Source organism: Polymorphospora rubra, from assembly GCF_018324255.1.
Taxonomy (GTDB): domain Bacteria; phylum Actinomycetota; class Actinomycetes; order Mycobacteriales; family Micromonosporaceae; genus Polymorphospora; species Polymorphospora rubra.
Genome location: NZ_AP023359.1, coordinates 8319834 through 8346701, shown reverse-complemented (window position 1 = coordinate 8346701; position 26868 = coordinate 8319834). Strand labels below are relative to the sequence as shown.

At 63.9% G+C, this 26868-nt stretch carries 14 protein-coding genes and 1 pseudogene; 2 read left to right on the top strand and 13 right to left on the bottom strand.

Going from position 1 to position 26868, the window contains the following annotated elements:
* The first annotated feature begins 648 nt into the window (after positions 1-648).
* On the top strand, positions 649-4200 hold the full coding sequence (locus Prubr_RS36480) for an NACHT domain-containing protein (protein ID WP_212820310.1): 3552 nt from the start codon (positions 649-651) through the stop codon (positions 4198-4200).
* A 650-nt stretch (positions 4201-4850) separates the two neighbouring features.
* On the opposite strand, the gene Prubr_RS36475 is transcribed toward Prubr_RS36480, so the two are convergent.
* The 13 genes and pseudogenes from Prubr_RS36475 to Prubr_RS36415 form a co-directional block, all read right to left on the bottom strand.
* Positions 4851-6368, bottom strand: coding sequence for an HsdM family class I SAM-dependent methyltransferase (locus Prubr_RS36475; RefSeq protein ID WP_212820308.1), 1518 nt, complete (start codon positions 6366-6368; stop codon positions 4851-4853).
* Between the two features lie 23 nt (positions 6369-6391).
* Positions 6392-7396 (bottom strand): restriction endonuclease subunit S, encoded by a 1005-nt coding sequence (locus tag Prubr_RS36470; protein WP_212820306.1) that lies wholly within the window; start codon positions 7394-7396, stop codon positions 6392-6394.
* A 298-nt stretch (positions 7397-7694) separates the two neighbouring features.
* Positions 7695-11330, bottom strand: a complete 3636-nt coding sequence (locus Prubr_RS38520) for a type I restriction endonuclease subunit R (protein ID WP_212820304.1) — start codon at positions 11328-11330, stop codon at positions 7695-7697.
* A gap of 122 nt (positions 11331-11452) precedes the next feature.
* Positions 11453-12478, bottom strand: coding sequence for a hypothetical protein (locus Prubr_RS36460; protein ID WP_212820302.1), 1026 nt, complete (start codon positions 12476-12478; stop codon positions 11453-11455).
* A gap of 11 nt (positions 12479-12489) precedes the next feature.
* Positions 12490-13752, bottom strand: coding sequence for a hypothetical protein (locus Prubr_RS36455; RefSeq protein WP_212820300.1), 1263 nt, complete (start codon positions 13750-13752; stop codon positions 12490-12492).
* A gap of 495 nt (positions 13753-14247) precedes the next feature.
* Positions 14248-15780 (bottom strand): ISL3 family transposase, encoded by a 1533-nt coding sequence (locus Prubr_RS36450; protein WP_246568164.1) that lies wholly within the window; start codon positions 15778-15780, stop codon positions 14248-14250.
* Positions 15743-16213, bottom strand: a pseudogene (locus Prubr_RS36445) (IS3 family transposase); the annotation flags it as partial. The gene Prubr_RS36450 and the pseudogene Prubr_RS36445, both read right to left, overlap by 38 nt.
* Before the next feature lie 106 nt (positions 16214-16319).
* Complete coding sequence (gene ltrA / locus Prubr_RS36440; RefSeq protein ID WP_212828948.1) at positions 16320-17504, bottom strand: group II intron reverse transcriptase/maturase; 1185 nt, start codon at positions 17502-17504, stop codon at positions 16320-16322.
* Between the two features lie 142 nt (positions 17505-17646).
* Entirely contained in the window at positions 17647-18438 is a 792-nt protein-coding gene (gene istB / locus Prubr_RS36435) for an IS21-like element helper ATPase IstB (protein WP_212820293.1), read from the bottom strand.
* A complete protein-coding gene (gene istA / locus Prubr_RS36430) occupies positions 18438-19913 on the bottom strand; it encodes an IS21 family transposase (protein WP_343221714.1) in 1476 nt (491 codons plus the stop codon). Before istA ends, istB begins: the two co-directional genes overlap by 1 nt.
* Before the next feature lie 127 nt (positions 19914-20040).
* Positions 20041-20301, bottom strand: a complete 261-nt coding sequence (locus Prubr_RS36425) for a hypothetical protein (protein ID WP_246568160.1) — start codon at positions 20299-20301, stop codon at positions 20041-20043.
* Positions 20302-20832: 531 nt separating this feature from the next.
* Positions 20833-21633: a transposase gene (locus Prubr_RS36420; RefSeq protein ID WP_212820291.1), complete on the bottom strand. Its 801-nt coding sequence runs from the start codon at positions 21631-21633 to the stop codon at positions 20833-20835.
* Positions 21634-21849: 216 nt separating this feature from the next.
* Positions 21850-22077, bottom strand: coding sequence for a hypothetical protein (locus tag Prubr_RS36415; RefSeq protein ID WP_212820289.1), 228 nt, complete (start codon positions 22075-22077; stop codon positions 21850-21852).
* A 437-nt stretch (positions 22078-22514) separates the two neighbouring features.
* On the opposite strand from Prubr_RS36415, the gene Prubr_RS36410 reads away from it, so the two are divergent.
* Positions 22515-26168 carry a LamG domain-containing protein gene (locus Prubr_RS36410; protein WP_212820287.1) on the top strand — a complete coding sequence of 1218 codons (3654 nt, stop codon included), beginning with the start codon at positions 22515-22517 and terminating at the stop codon, positions 26166-26168.
* Positions 26169-26868 lie beyond the last annotated feature (700 nt).

Below are 26868 nucleotides of genomic sequence, written 5' to 3'. Positions count from 1 at the left end.
CATGAACAGGAGCCTAGCTCGTCGCTCAACCTCGGCCGCTGGCCGTCCCGTTCGATCCTGTGCGGACCTCAGCGAGTCGGTGCTCGACATGGAAGGCCACCGTCTGATGATCCTCCAGTTCCTAACAGAACACGAAGATCAAGGCGGTGGATCTGAACTACCTTGACGTGCTGTTCCCTGCCAACATCCGACGGCGGACCTGACCCGGCGACGGTCCTGGCCGTTCTCCGACGGGACCTCTACGCCCGTCTGACCGCCCGGTCGGGTGGCTAACCCGCGTGGCGTGGGTTTGGGCAACTGGGTGCGGGCGCGAGAGGATAGACCGCAGAGCCAGTTTGGTGCGACCTTGACTGGACGGAGTAGGAGTGTGTTGATGGCCGGAGCAGCAGGGCGCGGACCGGCGTGGGCGGCCTCCCGGCAGGGTCGTGAGGCCGATCGTTGCCGCGTCCAGGCAGTTATGAATTGCCGGGCCGCGTTGCGACACTCCGGACAGTCAGTCCGTGTGGATCGGCACCCCGGATGAGCGCACCGTCTGCCCGTAGGCGCCTGGGCCGCCCGCCGGCACGGCCCAGGCCGACGTCGTCGAACTCGTGGAAGTACCTGTACGAGCGGCTCGGTGACAAGAGGTTCCAGCAGTTGTGTAACACGTTGCTGGCGACCGAGTTTCCTGACGTGGTGTGTTTCCCGGTCGGGCAAAAGGACGGAGGCCGGGACGCGGTTCGTAAGAACGGCGGGAACGCGATCATCTATCAGGTGAAGTGGACCGGTGACCGGCTGCAGAACCCGTTGTCCTGGTTGAAGGCCGCGATCGATGGCGAGGCCGAGAATATCCGGCGGCTGGTCGCCGACGGCGCCAGCGCCTATTACCTGATGACATGCGTGGCCGGCACCAGCGAGTATTGGTCGGGCACGATGAACCAGTTGGACGAGGAACTCGCCCGACAGTCGAAGATCTTCGGCACTCCCATGGAGTGCTGGTGGCAGGCTGACATCGATGCACGGGTCGACAAGGCGCCGACCGAGGTCAAGTGGGCCTACCCGGACATGCTTGCCGGACCAGACCTGATTCGGTACATGATTGAGGCTGACCGAGTCGCTGCCCGTGACGACGAGCTGCGGACCTTGCTGCTGAAGGTCATCGCCACGCAGTGGGACGAGGACGCGAAGGTTAAGTTCAAGCAGGTCGATCTGGACTCGCGGGACCTGGTTGATCTCTTCGTAGATGTCGAGGCCAACCGGATCTCGGCGCCTCGGGCGATGGTGTCTACCCTCCACGAGGTCGGCGAGAGAACGGCACTGGGCGGCGCCGCGCAGTATCTCCTGAAGACGCCGGCGCGCATGACGCTCGTCCGGGGTGAGCCGGGCCAGGGCAAGTCGACGCTCGGACAGTACCTGTGTCAGACGCATCGAGCTCAGTACCTGCGTGACGAGGACAACCTCGACGGCAAGCGCCCGACCCTCGTCCCCGAGCAACCGCGGTTTCCGATCCGGATCGACCTTCGCGACTTCGCCCAGTGGATTGACGGCGTGGACCCGTTCGCGGACCCACTAATGCCGTCCGGCGCCCCGCGCCGGAGGCCCAAGAGCCCATCGCTTGAGGGATTCCTGGCCCACCTCCTACACACCCGAAGCGGCCGGCGGAAAGTGACCGTCGAGATGGTCCACGACATCCTGGCCCGGATGCCGGCACTGATCGTCTTTGACGGCCTGGACGAAATCGCGCGCGAGACGGTCCGGACCTGGGTGGTCAAACAGATCGACGAGTTCGTCGCCCGAACGGCCGGATGGATCGCGCCCCAGGTGATCGTGACGACCCGACCGAACGCCTCGTCCCTGGCGGAACCGTCGCCAGAGGTCTTCGAGATCATCTCCCTCGCCCGCCTTAGCCCGGCCCTGCGTGCCGCCTACCTGCGCAAGTGGGCAGACGCGCGATCCATCCGTGGACAGGACCGGCGCGCGCTGCAGAGCACATTCGACAGCCGCTCGGCCGAACCCCACATCGCGCAACTCGCCGACAACCCGATGCAACTGACCATCCTGCTGTACCTCATGCAGAAGCGCGGCGACTCCGTGCCAACCGGCCGCACCGACCTCTACCGCTCCTACATGGAGACGTTCCTGGACAGAGAGGCTGTCAAGACCCCCGCGGTCCACGACCACCGTAAGGATCTCGAAGAGGTCACCGCGTTTCTCGGCTGGCATCTCCAAAGCCTCGCCGAAACACAGGGCACCAACGGCCAGATGGCGACCAGGGCAATCCGCAAGGCTATTAACGGCTACCTGTTCGACGCGGACAAGGACACGACCCTGGTCGATGACCTGTTCACCGCCGTAACTGACCGGGTCTGGGCACTGGCCAGCAAGGTACAGGGCACATTCGAGTTTGACGTGCAACCGATCCGTGAATTCTTCGCGGCAAGGTACCTGTACGAGTTCGCCGAAGGCGCGCGGGGGACCTTGCTGCGCTCGATGGTACTGGCGCACCTGATCCGTCGTCCGTATTGGCTTAACACCAGCCGCTTCTACGCCGGATTCGTCACCCCGAATGAGGTCGCTGGCCTGCTGGAAGGCGTCGAGGAGGAGATGGAGGCCGGGCGTCATCCGGCTCAGGCGCGGATGGCGCTGTGGGCACTGCTCGCCGACGGTGTCTTCGCGGTCCGGCCCAAGACCCAACGCAGAGCGACCGCCCTGCTGAGCGACGACCTGAGCGTCCGGCTGTTGACCCACGCGCTCACTTCCGACGCCAACCTCGCGGTGCTCGCACCCGATCGCGGAGCCGTCCAGCTCGCTGACGCGCTGCTCGACGATGCCGCGGCCACGCCCAGGTCCCCGCTGGCGGTCGAACGGGTACAGCTCGCGCATCGGATAGTGCCGGATCGGGCACGGTTCGACGCGTGGTGGATACCCCATATGACCAAGGCGCTCGGCACCGCTGACGAGGTGCCGTGGCTGCGCCTGGGCGTCCCTGCCAAGGCAGCGGAACGGCTGCCCATTGATCTGGCTGCTCAGCTGCGTCTTGACGGTGTCGACGCAGGGCAGGTTGCCCTCAACGCCGGTGTGATCGCGCCCGCCGGATCGGAGCTGGAGGTTCGGTTGGTCCGCGCGGTCCTCGACGGTCTGTGCTCGGAGGCAGCGTCGCCTGCGTCGGGTTTCGCGGGCGATCTTCTGCGCCTGCTCGCGCCGCAGCACTTCATCCGTAAGGCCAGAGATGCCGACACCGCCTATGCCATCCCCGTCGGCCATGTCGACGAACCGGAGATCGCTGAACAGCGCCAGACGGTACTCAGACGACTGAAGGCTCGCGACGCGGAGTTCGAAGGACTACAGGCCGCGCTGCGGTTCGGCAAGGGGCAGTCAGGCACCACCTCACCGTGGGGAAACACGGCTCGCGCCCTGTGCGCAATGTTCGGGCCGTGCTGGCTCGCTGCCGAGATCGCTGTCATCGGAGCCGCAAGTTCGGACACCCGGTGGCGCACCGGCGGGGACATCACACCCAGGTCCCAGCCATTCGGCTCGCAGCCGGACTACGGGCGACTGCTGGAAGAGGTCCGCCTCAACCGGGGCCGAGCCGCGTGGTGGCACCAACAGCACGACGCCCATGACGATCCGCTGTCGAGGGGCACCTGGATACTCGCCATGCTCGCTGTCGCGCATAAACACGTCATCCTCGACAGCCTCGACCGGCTGGACACTGCCATCCGAACCCTGCCCGCGCCCACCGTGACGGCACTGGCCATGAGTTCCAGCAGGCTCGCGGCGTCCGGCCTCGGCCGTCGGATCGATGCCCAGGCACTCACGGCGATCGCGTCAGCGTCCGTTGAGTCGGCACTCCTCGTCGCCCATCACGTGGGCGACCTGAAGCAGCCGCTCGACCTCGCCCCGCTCACTGCAGAGTCGCTCGGACAGATGGGCCGGTTCGGCGTAGCTGCTTGGCCGGCAGCCCGCGCCCTGACCGTCCGGACCCGCAACACTCCGACGACCGAACTGGTGGACCTGCTCGGGACCCAAGGGACCACCGCGGTAGTCCGTGTCGGCTCAGGCGCGGATCGCATGCCAGTCGAGCTAATGCGCTCCATTATGGCAGAACCGCAGCGGCACCCGCTGCCCTGGCTGCTCGCCGCCGAGCGGCGCATCTCCCAAACCGCCAACGAGCCGCACCTAGCCGTTGTCGCCGAGCAAGAGCGTTGGTTCGGCGAGTAGCCCTGCCGACATGAGTGCCTGAGTCGCATGGCTTGGCTGATCACCAGACGGCAAGGAGGCGATAGGCAGACCTGAATTAAAGCGGCGACGGGACATGTACGACGATGCCCAGTTGCAAAAGCCGAGGAATCGTCGTCACGCCAACCCAACGCAAACGTGCCTCGACGACAGGTGGCATTCAACGAGGGTACGCTGTTGCAGTTCTGTGACGTGCCGCTGGGCAGGGCCACCCTGCGGCATCATTTCGCTCCCGGACCGACAGCAGGGATCGGGATAGCGCCCCCGTTTACTCCCCGAAAACCCTCGCCAACTGGTGACGGCTAACGACAAGGGATGATCGGCGGCTGGCTGCGTTCGTGCAGGTCAATGCTGGTTCTTGACGATCAACGACAAGTTCGATGGGGGATGGGTCGACAACCACGTCGTCCTGAGTCCCGTACCGGGAAGCATCGACCCGCTTCAAGATCAGGATAACACTCGGTTATATGCGGCCTGGCGATCATCAACCAGACCCGCCTCGGACACACGCAGCCCACCGGCCGCAACGATCATCTTCCCGGCGTCGGGCTAAACCCAAACCGGCGGTGACGCGGTACCCATGATCGTGCCGGCGTTCGGATGCAGCCGGGCCGAACCTGCGCTCCGCCCATCTATGCGATCGCCTCGTCCGGAACCGGTTCCCCGAGGACATCGGCAATCGCGGCAAATTCCTCCAGAGCGGCTTGCAACTCGTCGACGATCTCGCGGGCGATCACCCCTGGAGGCAGGAGGCTGTCAGTGTCGTCGAGTGCCGGGTCCTTGAGCCAGGATATGTTCAGATTTACCTTGTCCCGTTTAAGTAGCTCGTCGAGGGAAAAGGCTCGGAACCGCTCAGTCTCGATGCGTTCGCTGCGCGGATCGCCCTGCCGGTACGCGCTAACGAAGTCATCGAGGTGTGCCCGGCGAAGTGGCTTGGTCTTAAGAGTGAAGTGCTGTCCGACCCGAAAGTCGTATACCCACAGGGCGGATGTCCACGGCTGACCGTCGACGCGGGGCGGTTTCTTGTCGAAGAACAGTACGTTGGCCTTCACTCCGCCAGCGTAGAAAATACCGGTCGGCAGGCGAAGCAGAGTGTGAACATCGAACTCCCTGAGTAGCCTGCGTCGGATTGCCTCTCCGGCGCCCCCCTCAAACAGTACATTGTCGGGCAAAACCACCGCCGCTCGACCGTCAACCTTCAGCGCCGACATGATGTGCTGGAGGAAGTTGAGCTGCTTGTTGGTGGTGGTGGAGCGGAAGTCGCTACGGTCGTAGGCGATGTCGTCCTTATCCATTCGACCATCCGTGCCATAGACGGTGATCGAGGATTTCTTGCCGAACGGGGGGTTCGCCAGGATGAGCGAAACCCGTTCGTCGCCAGTCGGCTGGTTGGCCAATGCGTCACGTACATCGATGAGCGACTTGCCATCGCTGTTGCCGACACCGTGCAAAAGCATATTCATTGCCGCCAGCCGCGCCGTGCCAGGTACCAGCTCAATGCCGCGAATCGCCCCATTAGACAGATGCTCGCGCTGGGCTTTCGTCATGCGGCCCCGGTACTTGCGGGCAATGTAACCGTGGGCAGCGATAAGAAACCCGCCGGTACCGCAAGCCGGGTCAAGGATTGTGTCATCCGGGGTCGGCTGGGTTACTTCAACCATCGCCTCAATCAGGGCGCGTGGGGTGAAGTACTGGCCTGCACCGGTCTTGATGTCCTCGGCCCCTTTGGCGAGCAGGCCCTCGTAGGCGTCGCCCTTGATGTCGACCCCAGCGGCCGCCCACTCCTGCTTACCGATCAGATCCACCGCAAGCTTCTGAAGCTTCGCTGGATCAGTAATCTTGTTTTGAGCCTTGGTGAAGATCGTACCGAGGTTGGTGTGCGGGTGTTTGGCCAACTCGATCAGGACATGTCGATAGTGCCGCTCCAGTTCCTCGCCCTGCTTTGCGATCAGCGATGGCCAGTCCAGGTGCTCCGGGACGATGCGCTTCGGCGCGTCGCTGAGGTCATTCCGATACTGCTCATCTGCGATCTTGAGAAACAGTAGATAGGAGAGCTGTTCGACGTAATCGATCGTCGACAGGCCGTCGTCGCGTAAGACTGTGCAGTAGTTCCACAGCTTCGCGACAAGCGATTTGGTCTCCGCGTGCACGCTAGCCGTTGTCCGCTCAGCACTCACAGCCACAACTCCTCCTGATGCCCAGTCGATGCGTCCGTCTTCATCTTCGGTGCCGCAGCCGACCTCGCGCGCAGAGCACGCCGACCTACACCATGACGGCGTCGCTCGACCTCGATCCTCTCCAGTAGTTCCGATGCGACTTCATCTGACGGATCCTGGGCAACGAGCTTGCCCGAGGAAGCCGCCCTGAGAAGTGAGTTTCGAAGATTCTTACTTCGCTGCACCTGTTTGGCGATTGCCGTCTCCACCGCCACCAAAATAGGCTCGGTCTCGTCGATCTGAGCCACGATCTTGGCCTGCACCTCATCGTCCGGCAACACTACCTTCCAGCCGGCTAGCGCAGTCGCGCCAAGGTGGTGAATGCCCACGCCGCGCGAATTATCAGCAAAACGGCCAGCCATCGCTTCCGCCCGTAGGTAGTGCAGGAGAAACTCGGGCAAGATACCAGTGGGCCTGACACGGATCAACGTGTTCTGGAAACAGCAGTTCTCGATCTCGCCTTGCCAAAGCGCGGGCTTGCCAACCTCCCTCGGGCTTCCAGACGCCTCGCTGAGCAAAACGTCCCCCGGCCGCAGACGATAGGTTGCGAGCTCCTTGTCGGTAAAGTTCATCTCCTTCACATCGTCTAGCTTGAGGCCGGACCATGTGATGTTTGCCGCGCGGAGGTAGGGGAACATCGAGTCCCCGCCATGATTTTTTGGAGATCGCTGGCGGCCGAGACGAACGTCCGCCACCGCGTCCAGACGAACCGCCTCCGCTGCGACACTGTGAGTTGTGGCCAGCAACCAACTGCGGCGATAAGACCGGCAACGTGCAAGGGCGGCGTCTAAGGTGTGCTCGCCCAGGTCAAGACGCGACAGATGGTGTTCGAGGGTCTCAACAATCCGACGTTGCTCGGCTTCAGGCGGAAGAGCTACCTCGATACTAGCTAGTGCGCTCTGCGAAATATTTCGCATCGACTCTTGGGCGCCTGTCGAGCTGGCGGAGATTTGCTGGCGCACGGTCGGAGATGCAATTGCGTAGACGAGCCAACGGGGGTCGATACCCGCGGCAGGTTTCAAGCGAAGACTTTTGTCCGATAGCAGCAGGCGCCTCCGGCACCGGCCGACGAGAACCGGAGCGCCAACGTATGCTTCAGTATTGGCGCGGCTGACGAGGATGTCGCCTGGTTGGATCTCATATCGGACATCAGGCATACGATGAGCTGGGAGTGCCTTATTCTCGTTCTCTCTAAAAGTGCCCCACGTCATCGCACTTACCTTGATGACGCCCCATTCGTCAGGTTCGGCAGGACGCGGCTCACACGTGAAGGACTTTCCGGCCTCGATACCGAGCAGGATGTCTCCCAGTTGGACGCGAACCCAGCCTGCGGGTAGTTCGTCGTTCAAGCCAGCTCTCGATCCAGTTCGGTGATGAGGTTGCGGGCACGATCGCGTCCGCCGAATTGTCTGACCAGTCCGGCTTGACCACCGCGCTCTGTGAAGGGTATGTCATTGATGTCCTCGACGGTGATGCCCACCCCGATGGCGATGGTGTCGCGGATGTGTTCGAGCCACCACCGCTGCTCGGGGGTGAAGTGGGCGCCCGCCTGCTCTTGGCGCAGCAGCCAGCCAGCGAAGCGTTCTTCGACGAGGTCGCGGTACGGCCGAAGCTCTGTGTCGAGGCCGAGTTCGTACCGGATGAGGCCGACGAGGTCTGGCAGGCCAGGGTTACCGCCCGGGGAAGTTGCGGCCTTCCCGAGGGTCTCGTACGCGTCCCACAGGATGGCGGGAGTCCACGTGTACGGGGGCGGCGGATGCGGGCAGCGATCTCGGTGAGTTTAGCTAGGGCGTCCCGGCCGCCCCCGCCTCGTCTGCTGGTAAAGACATGGATTGCGGTGATCTCGTCCTGGTGCTCCTTGAGGTAGTCGCGCCAAGACCCGATGACAGAGGCGGCGCGCTCTTCTCGTGGGACGAGTTCGAGGCGGGTGACTTCGTCTGTGCTGGTGGCGTCGTAGGTGATGTCGTGGTCGCGGCGGATTTCCAGGATCCGGGCCCGAAATGCCGGGTTACTGGTTAGTGGTGCGATCGCCTGCGCGACGAGCTGCCGTGCCGCGGCAGGGCCTCCGGCGGCCTGGGCCTGCTCCTGCGTATCAGGGTCGACCGCGCCGACGATCTGTCGGGCGAGTGCGGCGACGGAGAGCCCGCCGACAGCGGTCAATTCGTCGCGTTCGGCTTGGGTCATCTGTTGGTTGAGTCGGGCCAGCCGACCAGCCAGCGTGGCCGCTTCCGTAGCATCAATAGAGAGGCTGGCGCACTTCTGGAGCAGCTTGTCTAGGCTGACCTGCTTCTCGCTGGCAGCGGTCAGTGGTTTGGCATCCACAAGCGGGGAATCGGTGACGCCAGCGGCGTCGAGAAGGATGAACCTAGTCTTGGCAACGCCGGGGCCGGCGCCGGGCGTGACTTCACGCAGTTCGTCACTGTCGAGAGTACGTGCTGCGCGCCCTTTCATCTGTTCGAATAGCACGGCGCTGCGTACAGCGCGCATGAAGATCACGCATTCGAGGGCGCGGACGTCGGTGCCCGTCGCGATCATGTCAACGGTGACCGCGACCCGCAGGGTGGGGTCATGACGCAAGTCGTTGATGAGGACGTCGGGGTTCTTCCCAGCGGCCCGGACCTTGTAGGTGATCTTCGTGGCGAACTCGTCGCCCTCGCCAAATACGAGCTTGACGTGTTGCAGGATGTCTTCGGCATGGTTGTCGTCCGCTGCGAAGATCAGCGTCTTGGGTAGCACCTCGCGCCCGGGGAACCACGCCCGCCAGTTGTCCCGGTAGGTGCTAAGCACGGTACGGATATGATCCTCGGCGATGACGGACCGACCGAGCTGACGCCCCGTGTAGGTGAAGTCATCATCAAGTTGTTCGTAGCGTTGAGCTCGGGTGGCGCGATTGCGGATCTTGACGGTGGTGCCCTCGTCGATCAGCGACCCCTCTGTGCCAATCTTGGTCGAGAGGCGTACGACGTCGAAGTCGACGTTCACCGCGTCAGCGACGGCCATCTCGTAGGTGTACTCGGAGACCAGGTTCTGGTGAAAAAAGCCGAGGGTTTGCTTTGTCGGGGTCGCGGTCAGGCCGACGATGTGTGCGTCGAAATAGTCCAGGACGCCGCGCCAGAGTCCGTAGATGGATCGGTGGCACTCGTCCACGACGATCAGGTCGAACGACTCCGGCGGCACACGCGGGTTGTAGACCACCTCGACCGGTGCGTCCGCCGCGTAGGCGCCCTCACCCGCAGTCACGTCGGCGAGGTCTCCGGCATCGTCGGCCGCGTCGTCGTTGACAATCGTCTCGCCGCGTAGCAGCGCGTACATCTTCTGAATAGTGCAGATCACGACGCTGGACGACTCCTGTACCGCGTCCCCGGCGAGCCGTTCGGCATTATAGAGCTCACCGAACTTACGCCCGTCGTCCGGCGGGACATAATTGCGGAATTCAGCCAGTGCCTGGCGGCCGAGGTTGTTTCGGTCGACCAGGAATAGCACCCGGTGCGCCTTCGCGTGCTTGATCAGCCGGTATACCTCAGTCACGGCGGTGAACGTCTTACCCGCACCGGTCGCCATCTGAATCAGTCCACGTGGCATGTCCCTGGCAAGGGACGCTTCCAGGCCGGTGATCGCCTCTATCTGGGCCGGCCGTAGCCCGCTGGTCTCCAGCGGGGGCATGGCACGCAGCCGCGCTCGGTACGTCGGGGAATCGGAGTTCTCCAGGGCCTGGCGCATCCACCGAGAGATGGTCTCCGGCCTGTGGAACGAGAACACCTCGCGGCTGCGCGCCTGGGGATCGAGGCGATTGAGGAAGATGGTCTCCGTGCCAGTCGTCGCGTACCGGAACGCCAACGGCTCGTCCCGGCGCCATACGGCGAGGGAGTGCTCCTTGAGTACGCCCTCCGCGTACCGAGCGTTTTGCGCCTGCGCTGCGGTCAGCGACTCACCCTCGCGTTTGGCCTCGACCACCCCGACGATCAGTCCGTCGACGTAGAGCACGTAGTCCGCAGGTCCCGACGCCAACCGAAACTCCCGCACCGCCACGCCTCGCCCCGCGAGCGGATTCAGGTCCCGCACATCCTGGACCACCCAGCCCGCGTCGGTAAGCATCCGGTCGATGACTCGGCGCGCCTGCGCCTCGGTCAGCGGTGCGGGCCGCGTGGCTCGCTCAGCGATCGTCTCCCGCTGCGCTACCGAGACCCTCGCCGGCCGCTCCTTCACCGTTGCGAACGCGGCCTGCTGAGCAGCCCGAAGCGCATCCATCTCGACGAGCAGCGCCTCGTTACGTGCTCGAAGTTCTTCGTGGAGAGCACGCGAGACCGCAACCAGCGACTCCGCCTCGACCAGCGCCCGCTCATGTGCCTGCGCCACGTCGGCGGCCTGGCCAAGGCGAAGCTTTGATTCTGCGAGTGCCTGCCGGTCGCGCTCCAGCGTTCTGCGCAGCTCAGCTAGCTCGGCCGGATCGCTGACGACCGGCTCGGGCGGCGGAACGAAGCCCTCCACCGTGCGATCGCCCGACAGCGCCCGGTGCAGCCACACCCCGAGCTCCCAGGCCAGCCTTATAGCCTCCAGCGCACGCGTCGTGTCAAACACATGCCGGTGCGCCGCCTGATTACCTGACGTGCGCAGCGTGTCGAACGCCGCCCGCACGTCACGCGTGAGCATCCCAGCGTCCGCCAGCACTGCTAGGCGGTGCACCTGCTTGTCGCCGTGCACACGAAGGCCGGCACGGCTGATCAGCTCTTCGGCAAGGACCTCGCCGAACTGCCGCGTGTGCACCAGGGCGGCGTTCGAGTCGGTGAACACCACTGCCTCTGCCTGAGCCCCGTACAGAGCCAGCAGCGGACTATAGATGTAGAGACGGCCGAAGTTTGCTGATGATCGAGCTAGCTCGATCAGTCGCTCGTCCACGCCTGCCCTCCTCGCATCGGCTGCCACAAAATCCTACGCGGCCCCTCAAGCCCAGAATGTGAGGGCTTCTTCCTCGGGTGTGGACATCTTGAGGCTGGACAGGAGGACAAGAGGCTGTGCTCCTACTTCTGGCGGGAAGGTTGGTAGGGTATGCATAGTGTCCGAATGATGGAAGCGGCGGCGGTCAGCGCAGGCTTCCAGCGCGGCCTACGCCTCACGGGCGCGCGCTTGACTGCGGAGGCCACTCTCGATTCGCTCCTCCATTCGTTGAACCCCCCGATGGCCGCCGCTCCACGCCGTAACTTCGCCTCGTTCAGGTCATCCCTCACACGCCGCCTAATTACATGCTCGTCTAGGCCCGCGTGAGAAACTCGCAATTCGTCTGCTCGATCTATCAGCTCTTTAGGCAGGAAGGCATACCTTGAAATATCATTAATAAGTGGCAGCCCTGCCCAAAGTTCTCGCTCAATAGCTGTACGCAGAGGCCCGATACGCAAGTACTGAGAAATGAAGTCAGGAGATATTGCGGGTGACGCGGGAGCACCGCCCCCAAGACGGATCTTTAATTCCCGGTGCAGGGAGAGGGCTATCTTATCGAGCGTGAGCCACCAGGATCGGTAGCCTAGCGGATTTATCGATGCCTGCTTTCGTAGCTGAATTATCCCCACTGAATTTTCTACGTCGTGCGCTACGAGACGGTGGCGGGTGGTAGCATCCAACTCTTCTTCGCCTGGCGCAACGCGCCGTCGCTCATGAGCCTCGTGCCAAACCTCTTGCACGACTGCCCGCAACTCGGTTGGCGCCGTGTCCGCCTCAGCGAGCAGGTTCCGTCGGTCAACACCGTACATTTCGAAGAGATACTGCCGTACGTCCTCTTCGGGGCTAACCCTGCCTCTAAAGCGCTCGGCCCAGTCCCCAAAACCATCGCGGGCGCGACCAGAAAGCGCGTAAGCGGTCGACAAGAAGGGCACGCTTGACCGCCACTCACGTGGACCAGATCTAGAGAAGACGACACAGCGGTTGATGTGGCGTTCCACTTCTTCCACCACGCCATCCGTAACGTAAATCCTGAGGCCCACATCTTTCGCGCCTTTAACAAGAGCCGTGTAGTATCGGTCCTGCGGATCGTCGAGAAGTGTCTCTGCCATCAACGGCAGGATCATGGATGTATCAAGCCAAAGGTCCCCGCCGGAGAACATTGACACAACAACCTTTTGCACATCCGGCGTTTGGCGTAAGAATGCAAACATCGTGTAAGCATCTGCAAGCCGGTGTAGGTACTGACGAACCTCGGGGAGGGACGCTCCAATACTTCTATCGTTGCTGCGGCTACCTGCTCGTTGGTAAGCAGCCGGCCGCTTTCACGATTGATTTTCCCTACGGCCGCTAGAACCTCACTCGCGTCAACTTGCTGGATCTCTCCGGTCTTCGCGGCCCCGGCAAAGGCCTCGCCTCGTCGGAGAAGGACAGTTTCGAGCGCGACGCGGAGATCTTTCCCTACCTGTTTTAGGGTTTCGTCGTTTAACCGGAGGCCGGGCAATGCAGTCTTAATTGCAGCGACAAGCCGATCCTGCAGTCGGTCTTGAAAGAGTAGGTACTCGGCGGCTCTCAGATGAACCTCCTCTCGTTGGGTATTCGAGAGAAAGTACTGGTCCGTCTTCCCGTGCTGCTTGACTGGCCCATTACGCGCACTGAGTCTGTTGATCGCCCCGGTGACTTGTTGGGCGATCTGGGTCTCAAATCCTGCGGGTAACATGCGTGTGACGCGGGTAGTTATCGCGTCCAAAGTCTTTCGCGTATCAGGTGTCGTATCGTATAAGGACGAAAGAACTAGGGACTCGAAGCACTTTTTCGTAAGCCCCTTGTCTGACGCCCCGTCTTGTGCGTCAAGTGTTAGATGTAAGAGCGCAATGCGCGCCTCTTCATTGCTGAGAACAGGGGAATGCTCGCGGATACGCCGCTCCACCAAGAGTGGGTCGACCATCCTCCGAGTCAGTTCACGCGCTGCAGCTTCGCGTTGCGGGGCAGTCAGTTCTCTTTCTACAAACCACGACCTATCTCTAACATCTATGTAAATACCACGCCTTCTCATGGTGCGCACGATTTCGTCTGCTGCCGGTCCGATTACTTGATTTGTGGCGTAGATTAATTCTCGAACACTGGGCATCGTTTCTGCCAGGCGAGTAACCGTACCGCTTATCTTGCCCTTCCAGTCGGAAGTGACGGAGTATTGTACGGCCACCTCCGGCTCTTCGGCGACGTTGTAAAGTTGCCCGTCTCTTCCGCGATCACCTGCGGGGGCCGCAGTCGTACGCAGGCTCGGGTATTCGACGGCGAGGTATTCCGCAGCGAACTGCTCGAAGATTTGCCAGTCGCCCGGGGTGAGGCGTTCAAGCGCTAGGGCGAGTCGGTCGGAGGGCATGCCCTGCATGGTAGGGAACATCTTCCCCGCGCGGTTGCCCCGAGACGGTCGGCTTGTTGACTTGATCCGATGGCCCTTCACGAAGACGCACCCCCAGGGTACTAGTGCTGCCCTGTCGCAGAGGAGTGGGCTCGCCACCAGTACGCATGCCAGCGGGCGCCTCAACCTCTTGTCAGACGAGCTACGGACCGTATTGGTTACGCCTGCGGGCGTGTCGTGCTTCATCCTGTGATCCGTCAGGTGATGTGCGACGCAGCTCCGTCAGGTGATGTGCGACGCCACTGCCGAAACGCTCTCATTAGGATCAAGGCGCGCCGCGCGGCGCGGGCCGGGGCGCGGCAAACGGCTCCTGCGGAGCCGCCGCCCTGGCCGCCTACGGCGCCGGGGCGGGAAGTCAACCGGCCCGAACCCCGCGCCCCGCCCCGCGCGTCACTCCTGGGTCAGTGAGGTGGTTCTGGTTCTGGCCCAATTTTCGTGATCGGGACTGACCGGTCGTCAGGCGAGCAGGACGCGTTTGCGGAGTAGATCGAGGTTCGCGCGGCCGTACATCTGTCGTTTGATCATCTTGATGCGGTTGACGTGGCCTTCGACGGCGCCGGAACTGTAGGGCAGGGTCAGGCCGTTGAGGACGGCGTCGTGGTCGCGTTGCAGGCCTGCAGTGAATGAGCGCAGGTCTGGCTGGTCGTCGGTGTTGACCGTGGTGATCCAGTGGTTCAGGTGGTGTCCGTGCCGGTTGGTGAGGATCTCGGCGAAGGCGGTGACGTGGTCGGCGAGGGCGTTGAGGTGTGGACACGCGGCTCGTATCCCGGTGAGTGCGGCGTGCTCGTCGGGTTCCAGCCTGTCGGGATGGCGTAGGAGCCAGGTGGTGATCCGCCGGACTTTCGGTGGAGGTGGCGGGGTGGTTGGTGTCGGGGCAGCGGTTCGTAGCGGCTGGAGGTAGGTGCGCAGGGTGGCGAGGCTGCCTCGGTAGCCGCGGGCGTGGATCTCGTCGAACAGGCGGGTGGCGTTGGTGACGCCTTCGTTGATGCGCTGGTGTAGGTAGTCGGTGTGGTGGTCGAGGATGCTGAGTCGTCCGGCGCGGGGTTTCGCCAGGAGGTCGTCGATGGTGGTGGCGCGGGCGAAGCGGCGGACGGTGTTGCGGGCGAGTCCGAGGCGGCGGGCGATGTCGAGGATGGTGTGCCCTTTGCTGTGTAGGGCCTGGACCTGTTCGTAGCGGCGGCGGGTGCGGGGTATGAGGAGTCCTTGTTCGGCGCGGTCGGCGGCGCGGTCGGCGGCTACCTGGTCGAGGTCTGCCGGTGGTGCGGCGGGTTGGGTCTCGATGGTTGTGGTCAGGCAGCGGTGGTGGCGGGCGACGGTCTTCTCGACGTGTTCGGCGAGGTTGTTCCACAGGTGCCATCGGTCGGCTACCTGGATGGCGTGTGGGGCGCCTTGCCGGGCGCCGTCGGCGTAGGCGGAGGCCCGGTCCCGGCAGATCACGGCCACGTCAGGGTGTGCGGCCAGCCAGTCGGCGAGGGTGCCGGCCTGCCGGTCCGGCAGCACGTCGACCGGTCGTCGGGTCTCGATGTCGACCAGGACGGTGGCGTAGACCCTGCCGCGGCGCAGCGCGAAGTCGTCCACACCCAGCACAGTGACCGCCGTGCCGGGTGGGTCGGGCAGGGCGCGGACCAGCCGCAGTACGCTGCTGCGGCTGGTGACGATTCCGAGACGGTCGGCGAGCCGCGCGCCGGCCCGGCCGGCCAGGGCCAGTCCGATCTTCTCCAGGGTCTGGCGCAGCAACGGGCTCCTGCGCCCATACCTGCACGTCAAGCCGGGAATCTGTTTGGCGAACGTCTGGACGGGGCAGCACACCGTGTCGCAGAAGAAGCGACGCATCCGTAGCCGGATCTCGACCGGCCGGCCCGCCAGCGCGGTATCGACAAGCCGGCGTTCGTAACGGCTGTGCACCCGCCGGTGATGTTCCCCGGGTTTCTCGGAGCCGTGTTGGTTGGCGTCAGGCCACGGACAGGGTGATCGGGTGGAGCCTTTCATACTCGTTCGGGGTGAGCATGCCCAGTGAGCTGTGGCGGCGTTGTCGGTTGTGGAAGATCTCCAGGTATTCGAAGATCGCGTTGGCGAGTTCGATGCGGGTGCGCCACCGCCGGCGATTGAGTAGTTCGGTCTGCATCCGGCCCCAGAACGACTCCATCATGCCGTTGTCGTAGCAGTCGCCGATGGTTCCCATCGAGGGTGCCAGGCCGGCTTCCTGGACCCGGCGGGTGAAGGCCCATGACGTGAACTGGACCCCGTGATCGGAGTGGATCACGGTGCCGGCGGGTTGACGGTTGCTGATGGCCATGCCCAGGGCGTTGGTCACCAGCGTGGCCGTCTGGGTGGCGTCGATGGACCAGCCGACGACCCTGCGGGAGAAGGTGTCGAGCACGACCGCGCAGTACACCTTGCCCTCCCGGGTCGAGTGCTCGGTGTTGGGTCGGACCAGGGCGCGGTGTCAGCGTTTCGGCTGGTCCGTTTCCCTGGCCCGCCCTCCGAACCGGACGTGCACGTCTCCGCGCATCCGGCTCTCCGCGTGTTCATGCCGTTGGCGTTGTCGCCGCTGACGACCATGGTGTGGGGATACGAGTGCCCCGATACCGATACCGCTCGATGGAGACAGTCGCCGGTCGGAACAGTTCGAGCCGCTCATCGCGGATCTGCCACTGGGGCAGGAACCGCCTGACGAGGGTGTGCATGTTCAGCCCAGCGTGCCGTTTGCGAAGCCAGCCGACGATCCGCCAGAAGGCGTAGTGATCGACATAGCCGAACGTCCGCGACGACACGCCGTGCCGGAAGTAGTTGCACCATCCCCGCAGCACCGGGTTGACCCGGCGCAGCAGGTCCGCAAGCGTTCGATGTTTCGCTCGGCGGGTCAGGGTCCGCACCTTGCCGATGATCGAGGCCAGCGCCTTCTTCGACGGGTAGGTGTATACGGCCCGTTTGCCGGTTCGGCTTCGCCAGGCCTGGCGCTGGATGCGCCAGCCCAGGAAGTCGAACCCTTCGTCGATGTGGCAGACCCTCGTCTTCTCGACCGACAGGCGCAGGCCCATCGGGTCGAGCACCTTGCCGACCTCGTCCCACAGCGCTTGCGCATCGGCGCGCTGACCGGCGACCATGACCACGAAGTCGTCCGCGTAACGGACGATCTTCATGACCGGGCCTCCCCGGCGCCGGTGCTTGGCACGCGTCCACTCCGGGCCGAGCGCATCCCATTTTCGGGTGAAGTGCTCGTCCAGGACCGACAGGGCGATGTTGGCCAGCAGCGGTGAGAGGATCCCACCCTGGGGTGTGCCGGTGATCGTCTCGCGGTTGAGACCGTCCTCGGTGAGGATCCCCGCCCGCAGGAACGCCCGAACCCAGCCCAGGACCCTTCTGTCTCCGATCCGCAGTCGCACCCGGCCCATCAGAGCCGTGTGGTCGATCTCGTCGAAGCACGCCTTGATATCGGCCTCGAACACCCACTCGTAGTTCCGGGTGGGCGATGCGAGGTAATGGATCTCAGCGATAGCGTCCTGTGCTCGGCGCTTCGGGCGGAACCCGTAGGAACACGGCAGGAAGTCCGCCTCGAAGATCGGCTCGATCACCAGTTTCAACGCAGCCTGCACGACCCGGTCGGCGACAGTCGGGATACCCAGCTTCCGGACCTTCCCGGAAGCTTTCGGGATCGCCTTCTCCCGCACCCGCTGAGGCTGGAACCGGTCGGCCTTGAGCTCGTCTCGCAGCCACCCCAGCAGCGCCCCGGCAAGATGATTGTCAACGGCCTCTTGTTCGTCCCCAATGGCGGCCAGGTGTTGTCCCCGCTGGCGGCCTGTTGTTTCTCCCCGGTGGCGGCCAGTTAGTTCCCCGCCGTGGTGTGGTGGTTGGTTAGTTCAAGGGCTTGACTCCTTGTCCGGTGGTGGCTTGGTTGAGTCGGAAGCTGTCACCTTGGGTGACGACGACGTGGGCGTGGTGCAGGAGCCGGTCGACGGTCGCGGTGGCGAGGGTTTTGGGCATGATCTCGTCGAAGCCGGACGGGTGGAGGTTGGAGCTGACGGCGAGGCTGCGGCGTTCGTAGGCGGCGTCGACGAGGCGGTAGAAGCCTTCGGCGGCGTCGGGTGAGACGGGTAGCAGGCCGATGTCGTCGACGATGATGAGGTCGGTGCGGATGAGCCGGCTCATGGCGCGGGTCATGGAGTCGTCGGGGCGGTGGCGGCGGACCATGGCGCCGAGGTCTTCGATGGTGAACCAGGCGACGGTCATGCCGGCCTCGACCGCGGCCTGGCCGAGGGCTTCGCAGAAGTGGCTCTTGCCGGTGCCGGACGGGCCGCAGATGGACAGGTTCTCCTTGCGGGTGACCCATTCCAGGGATTTCAGCGCGTCCTGGGTCGGGCGCGGGATCGATGATGCGGTTTCGTCCCAGTCGCCGAAGGTCTTGCCTGCGGGGAACGCGGCGCGTTTGCGGCGGGTGCGTAGGTTGGCCTGGTCACGGCCGGCGGCTTCCTCGGCGAGCAGGACCCGGACGACTTCGGCGGGATCCCAGCGCTGCGCTTTCGCGGTCGGGATCAGATCGGCCATGGCTTTGCGGATGTAGGGCAGTTTCAGCCGCCGGGTCAGTTCGATGGCCTCGGCGAGGGGATCGCCGGCGGGGCCGGTCAGGGTGCGGATCGGGGCGGCCATCACAGGTTCCTTCCACTGCTGGTGCCGAAGTTGGCCCAGGCCGAGGTGCCCGGCTGCAGGCTGTGGGTCTCGCTGGCCCGGATCGGTTCGCCGTTGTCGGCGCCGGCCTGGTGGGCCAGGATCCGGATGAGGTCGTTGTCGGCGAAACGGCCGGCGACCGCGGCGACGCCGAGGGCCTGGTCGACCGCGGCGACGCCGTGGAGTTTGGCCAGGGCGACGGCTTCGGCCATCTTGTGCCGGACCCGGCGGGTCCCTGCCGCGGCGGCCTCGACCAGCCAGGCCGCCGCGCCCGGCCCGAGGGCGAGGAACGCCGCTTCGGCGGCGGTGTTCGCCCTTGGGGTGCGGTCGCCGTCCTTGCCCGCCCTCGGCGGGTAGTGCGCGTCGGTGATCGATGGACGCCCGGGCGTCGATCGCAGGTGGCGGGCGACCTCGGCCGGGCCGGTCTCACCGACCGCCGTCACGATCAGCTCGTCGCCGTGGAACCGGGCCCATACCCGGCTGTCCACGAGCTGGTGCGGCACCGAGTAGCGCACCCCGTCGACGGAGATCGTGGCGTCCCAGTTCACCCGGCGGGTCGTGCCGAACGCGACCGTGAACGGCCTGGCCGGCAACGGATGCAGCCGCACTCGTTCCTCACCGACGGCCTCGGCCGGACGACGCCGTGTCTCCCGGTGCACCCTGGAGTTGACGTCGTCGGTGAACCGCCGGCACGCGGTCTCGAGCTCAGCGAACGTGCGGTAGTCCTCCAGCAGGTTCGCGCTGGTGGGCACCAGGTCCGCCTTGGCGATCTTCACCGTGTTCTCCGACCCGCCCTTGGACTGCGGATCAGCCGGCACGCAGGTGCGGATCGTCATCCCGTAGTGCCGGGCCACCTCCACGATCTGCGGGTTGCGCACCGCGATGTCCGCAACGTGCTCGACCGTGACGGTCTTCTCGTTGTCGGTCAACACGTAAGCCGGGACCCCGCCAATACGGCGCAGCGTCGCGTCCAGACAGGCCACGACCGTCGGCAGCGTCTTGTCGAACGTCGGGATCACCACCCGAAACCGCGACCAGGCCAGCCAAGCGCACCACAACGACGTGCGCCGACCACCGATGCGTGGCCCCTCACCCCAGTCGAACTGCAACCACAGTCCCGGCTCCGGGATCCACGGCCGGAACACCCGCCGCTTCCCGGCCTGGAAACGGGCCTTCACCTCGGCCACCGCCCGACGGGTTGTCCGTTCCCCACCCAAGAACCCCATCGCGGTGATCCGCCGGTGCACCACATCCGCCCGGACCCGCCCACCCGACCGGGCCACCAACTCCTCGATCTTGGGCAGGTACTCATCGATCGGACGAGCCCGATGCGTCCGAGACTGCGGACTCTGCCCAGCCTCCCGCAACTTCACATAACGGGCGACCGTGTGATGGTCACACCCGGCCAACTCCGCCGCCGCACGGTAACTACCCGTGAGGTCGTACGCCTCCAAAATTTCACGATCTCCCTGCCGCTCTTCACCGGCCGACCCTCGCCGACCAGCACTCGGACATGACCAGCGGGGAGATATATGGCCATCCACGGGGAGATCCCTGGCCACCAGCGGGGCGGTAAATGGCCGCCTATGGGGAGTATCTACCGGCCGCGGACAGATGATCGACGGCGCGCGGTGCGACACCGTCGACTCCGGCCGTTCGTGCATCCTTGTTACCCCGCACCCGGCTCCACGCGACAACGAGGAACGCCGGGTCATAGACAAGGTTGCGCAGATCATCGAAGCGACGGCCAGGATCGACCGTCGCCCATCGGTGCAGCTTCGACTGCATCGCCAGTACCCGTGCCTCGGCCTCATAGAGGTCGGGCCACGGATCGCCGATATTCATCAGCGATCTCCTGACCGTGCGGTGATGCCGCGAACACGCTGGATCCCTTCGCCATGTGACCGGCTTTCCCGGCCTCGGACTACTACGGATCCTCCGCCCCACCCCGGCGGCGTCAGCCGACGACGGGCCTTCCCACCGACCCGCTGGCCGCAGGTCGGGAAGGGGGCCACCAGGGCGGTTCCCACGTTCGCTGTCGAACCGTTCGACGGGGTCGGTGCCCAGCTATGCCCCTGCAACATCGCCACGGCTACGCCGCAGACCTTCACCGTGGCCTCCCGACCGGCGACATCACCCAGTCCAGGAGTTCCCCGCCCCACCAGGTAGTGCGGGTGCGCGCTGCTACCCAGCCCAGATCCGCCAGGTTCGAACTGGTGGCTCTCTTGAGAGGCGTTCAGACGCTGGTTCCTCACGTACACCTTTCCGTCTCGCTTGCCGAGCCCGGACCGTCTGGCAGTGCCGGTCCGCCTCGTCGTTGTCAGGGCCGCTTCCGCCCTCACCCCCGCCTCGGGGATCAGGCTGCCCTCAGCTTCGTCACCCCGCTACGACGGAATGACGGCGATGTCCTTTCACCATCGCACGGTTCGTCAGCGCCTCGTGGCGCTCGATGTCGGTGACCCACAACTGGTTCGCGGCCGAGTGGGTGAAGTCGCGGTTGACCAGGTCACTGGCGGTGGGTGTCTGGTGCTTCGGTCTGGGACGTCGGCTACCGGGCAGCCCTCGGATGCCGGCACGGCGCATCAGCATCTCCACCGCGTGGTAGCCGACGACCAGGCCGCGGCCCAGCCGCAGCTCGGCATGCACCCGGCGGGAACCGTACGTGCCGCGGGAGGCGAGGTGCACCGCGCGGATCTGATCGGTCAGCCATACGTGACGCAGCGCCAGCGCCGACAGCGGCCGGTCACGCCAGGCGTAGTACCCGGAGGCGGACACCCGCAGCACGCGGCAGCAAACCTCGACAGGGAGCCCTTCAGCGGCCATCCGTTTGATGACCGCGTACCGGTCTTTTGGGGGCACCACCTCCTTGAGCAGCTCAGCGGCACGGCGATGCACGGCCAGTTCGGTCTCCAACTCGGCGATACGCCGCCGGGCGGCGACCAGCTCCGCCTGGTCGGCGGAGGTGACGCCGGGCATCTGGCCGGTGTCGATCAGCTCCTGGCGACGCCAGTTGTAGATCGTCTGATCACTGATCTCCAGGTCCCGGACCAGCTCCGCGACCGACCGGCCAGCCTTGAGCAGATCGAGAACCTTACGACGAAACTCGGGCGGGTATCTCCTCGACACATCTCTCCTCAACGAGCGAGAAGCCTGACGAGTCAACCAACCCGACTCCACCGAACCCGGGGAACATCACCGGACCGTTCAGCGGTGACGGCGCACTGGACTTCCTCGACGAACTCACCGAGCGACCGCCGCAACAGCGCGCCGAGGTACTATGACACATGCTCGGCTACGTCCTTGCCAACGTGATCGCCTCTGGCGGGAGCACTTCCCCGACCAAGTAGTCGCGGCGGCAGCCCTCGTGACCGCTACCCTTCCGGCGTCGAGCACCTACAGCACCGCCTTGCGCAAGTGTCCGACGAACCAACCAAGGCGATACTGCCCGAGCCAGTGCCGGAGCTTGCCGCGCTCGCGCTCGAAGCGCTGCACTTCGTAGTCAGCCCCGGCGGGCCATGGCATCAAGGATGGACGACCGAGACCTACCAGGCCGAGGCGCAGCAAACCATCGACGACCTCATCGCCATCCTCCACCAGACCCACACCCCCGTTCTTCGACATGCCCGAGTCGTACCCACCCATCGCCGTCACCCAGAGCCTCGCCGGACGCCTCTACCTCGAACACCCCCGCAGCCTGCGCTTCACCACCGCCCACGACCACCCCTCCACCGCCGCCCACCACATCACCCCCGCTCCTGAACAAGACATACAACCACCCCGACCCCGACCCGACGCCTCCGCCAGCCAACGCTGGCCACACCGCTCCGGCTGGCGACAACAGTCAGTCGAGATTCTGTCCATCGAATCGAACGATGCGATCTGTCCGGTCGAACCGGTCGCGGCGGGCCGGCTGGACGCGTCCGGGTTGGTGTGGGTAGCTGCGGGGGCACCTGCCCGCCTGTCACCCAAGTCCTCTTTAGACGGACCCTAGGAACCCTGAAGAAGTCTCGAGAGCAAGTGACGCTGGGTAGCAGCTTCGCCCGAATCAAGCACATGACATGCAGTATGCGACTACCGATTGTGGTCGATGCTTTACAGACTGCATTGAGGATCTCTATCCTTCGGAGACTGTACGAAATCAACCGATCACGCCAGCTGTATCAGGGCTCGCGAGAGCCCATCAACCAACCACGGGGGTTGTGATGATGCGCGCCCAGATGCTTGGCTTCGCTGCACCGGCAGGGCGTCGCATGTTGGCATTGCTAGCTGCGGCGGCGCTAGCGGCATCAACCTTGATCGCGGTCCAGTTGCCTGCTCGGGCAGCGCCTGAGGCAAGCTCCTGCGAGCAATCGGCCTGGAGCGAAGCCGCGGCGTCCCAAATAGCGGTCCTCTGTGACCAAAACGTCGAGGTCCTCTCTGGGCGCTCGGAGTTCGAGCGACGGTTTGCCAACAGTGACGGTTCGATGACGGCTGAGGTGGCAGCCACTCCTCAGCGTGTGCGTCGGTCGGACGGTACGTTCGTTCCAATTGATACAACACTGCACAGGGCTGATGGTCTGATCGCACCTCGCGCGACGCTGGCAGATGTGAAGCTCTCCGATGGCGGCGAAGCCCCGCTAGTCGTGGTTGCGAGGGATGGTGGGACCGTAGCCTTATCGTGGCATCAGGCCCTACCGGTGCCGGTGCTGTCCGGCGATACTGCGGTCTATTCCAACGTGCCGATCCAGGACGTAGACCTACACATTCGAGTCGATGCTCAAGGCGCCGCCGCGATCTTCGTCGTCAAGACCCGTCAGGCGGCGGCCGATTCAGCACTCCGGCAGCTAACGTTTGGGCTGTCGACCAACCTGGAAGCGACTGCGGACTCCGAGGGGCGAGTGTCGTGGACCGACGATTCGGGGCAAGCGGTCTTCGTGACGGGCCGAGCGGCGATGTGGGATTCGAAAACAAGATTGGCAGCGCCGCAGACGTCGAACGGCGTACGGAACGACGATACTCCAGGATTGTGGTCACCAGGAGAGGCTGCGGCCACCTCCGGCGTGCCGCTGCAGATAACGGACCATGCGTTGACGTTGACGCCCGACACGGCCTTCCTTGCCGATCCTGACCTGGTCTTCCCAGTTGTCATCGACCCGACTGTGTCAAGGACAAACTGGGCAATGATCAACAGTAGGTATACGACTACCTGTTACGTGATGTGTAATGGCTATGACGATGATGATCACATGAAGGTGGGGTGGACGACCGACGATGGGGGCATGTGGTACCGGTCGATGGTCAGCTTCTCTCGGTCGTCATTCGCCAACAAGCATGTACTGGACGCCAAGCTCGAGTCCTACTTGTTGCACTCCTGGAACCTGATCGACTACACCTGCACTAACACTTCGACGTACGTCCATTCCACTGCCGTTTTCAGTTCCTCGACGACATGGTCGAATCACAGCTCTAGTTGGAGCGGATCGCTGGGGTCGACGCCAGCGATGTCAAATTGTAGCGGTGCAACAAACGTTCGCGCAGAGTGGGGCGGGGCGGGCCTGACTAGTCACGTTAATACCCGTGCGGCCACGGGTGACGTTTACCTAGGCTTGGCTGCGACCGACAAGCGGTCATGGAACAAGTTTGACGAGAATCGCACCAGGCTTATTGTCACTTACAACTCGGTCCCTACCGTGCCGACAAATCTGCAGACGTTCAACCAGGCCGTGGGGGTAGTTGGTCTGCCGTGTTCGTCAGGTCCTGAGCGGCTACTTGTCAGATCACTGACGCCCACGGTTAAGGCGAAGGCAAATGATGCTGACGTGGAAACCGACCTTCGAATTCGGTTCACATTTCAGAGATGGGCTGGATCCGCATGGTCGGACCTAGGGGCGGAAGTCGAGAACTCAGTCAACCTTACTAACAATGACCTTGGTGCATTCACGATCCCGGCATCTTGGGGCCTCGCGCATGGCGATCGAATTCAATGGCGAGCAGTTACCCGGGATCCATGGTCATACGGAGGCAGCTCTGGCTCCGACATATCGCCTCCTTCGGTATGGTGCGAGTTCGAGATTGACTCGACACCACCCGACAGTCCGCCAGGTGTGAGTTCGCCAGTGTATCTAGAGTACGAGGCCGGGCTTAATGAGGACTATCATGGTGGTGTTGGCCGCACCGCCGAATTCACCTTCACGGCCGGTGGGGTCAGTGACGTCGTTGGATGGTACTGGGGTTGGGTGAATCCACCCTCAACCTACCTAGCCGCAGAGGCGCCGGGCCAGTCCATGACTATCAGCCTGACACCTCCGCCACCCTATCCGCACGAGCCGAGCACCAACGGCACACTCACCTTATACGTACGAAGCATCGACGGAACACGCTTGGCCGACGGCGACAACTCACTTCGTCAATACATAATGCGTGTCGGTGGCAGCTCAGACGCAGTAGCTCAATGGAACATGGCTGAGACGACGGGCTCGGTGCTCGCCGACAGCAACCAGCTCGGCATAGCAGCTCACGACATAACTGTCGCTGGGACGACGTTGGGTGTTCCGGGCCGCATCGCGGGCGGAGAGACCGCCGTGCAGTTCGACGGGGTTGATGACAACGGATCGACTTCCGGGCCAGTAGTCGACACGGCTGGTAGCTATACGGTTAGCGCCTGGGTGAAGCCGGTCGTTGATGGTGGTTGGTCCACGGTCCTGAGTCAACGAGGCACCAACGTCTCTGGAATGATTCTGCAATTGGAACAAGGAACCAACAAGTGGGCACTCTCGGGACATGTCTCTGACACGAACGCACCAGTAACAGTTCGCGCGACGTCGGTCAACGCCGCGCGTACAGGAGCGTGGACGCACGTCGTCGGTGTGTACGACAGTGGCGCGGCCCAGTTGCGGCTGTATGTCGACGGTGTATTACAGCAAGCAGTTCCATACACATCCTGGAGCGCTGCGGGGAGCTTTGTGCTCGGCGCCGAGTGGCACCAGGGAGCCTACACCAGCCGCTTCGGCGGAAGCCTGGCCGAGGTGAAAGTGTGGGACCAGGTCCTCGTATCCGACCAGATCGCGCGAATGGCCGCCACTCACCTTGCATGGTGGCCGATGGAAGGAGACGGGCGTGACGACTCGAACTATGGCCGGGACTTGACCCCATCAGGGGCAGTGACATTCGGGCCTGGAAAAGTTGGACAGGCTGCGCACATTAACGGGATAGCTGGAGGCGAGCTGACCTCAGGCTCGACCGGGGGTGCCCTACGCACAGACCAGTCCTATACCGTCGCAGCATGGGTCAAACTCGATTCCATGCCCACCGACAACATGGTTGCAGTGGGACAGGTAGGTGCCTGCACCACAGCAGTTAACCTCGGCGTGGTCAGGGTTAGCCCTGGCAACTTCCGATGGGGACTCGGAGGCCGTAGCACGGACTGTGACGCCAACCCAACCTGGCCAAATGCGTCCGCCGGAACCAATCTCACCTCTACCGATATCAACCAGTGGGTCTATTTGGTTGGAGTACAGGACGCTCCGAACAGGCAACTGCGCATCTACGTTAACGGGGTACGCAGTGGAACGGTTACATTTCCAACCCCGTGGGCAGCGCCCGGGCAGGTACGAATCGGCTCCATGTCGTTCTGGGGGGTTCGCGGCAGCGCCTTCAACGGGACCGTCGACGAGGTGCAGGTCTTTCAAGGTGTTCTACCCGACAGTGAGATCATGGAGCTCTACCAGCCGTAACAACGGCCGGCTTCGGACGCAAATGTCTCCCCCTAGGCATCAGCGCCAGCGTGCATCGCTCTCGGCTCGGCGCGGTTCAAGCGGTCGACCGTGAGTAGTGCGATCCGACTATGGAGGTCATCGTGGTACGGCTCGCTCGTACTCGTCGCCGATTCGTCTCGTCATTAGTTGTGCTGCTGTCGTCGACTCTCCTCGTTACCAGCGCCGTGCAGATAGTGTCAACCACGACGGCACGCGCGGGGTCGGACTGGCACCTGGAGCCACAGTTCGACGCCGCCGTTGACGTGGTTCCGCTTGGCACGACCCAGCCGCGGTCGGCTACTGTCACGAACCTCTCCCCTGCACGGACAGTAGAATGGCCGGACGAGGGAGTTGCCGACCTGGAGGTAGCCAATCCCGGGTCCGCGGGACTGCAACGAGCCGACATCGGCGGCCTGTTAGTGTCGATAGAACGCAGTGTGGCATCCGCAACAACCGCGACGGATCAGCCTGTAAGACGCGTCCGCGTCCAAGTCTTCGACCAGGAGACCACACACACTACAGGCATTGCGGGTGTTGTCATGCGGTTGGCGCGCGCTGACGGCATAGCTTCATCCGCGCGAGTGAGGGTAACGGTCAGCTACGCCGCCATCCGACACGCATTCGGCGCCGACTGGCCTCTGAGACTGCGCCTAGCCCAATTAGCCGAGTGTGGACTTGC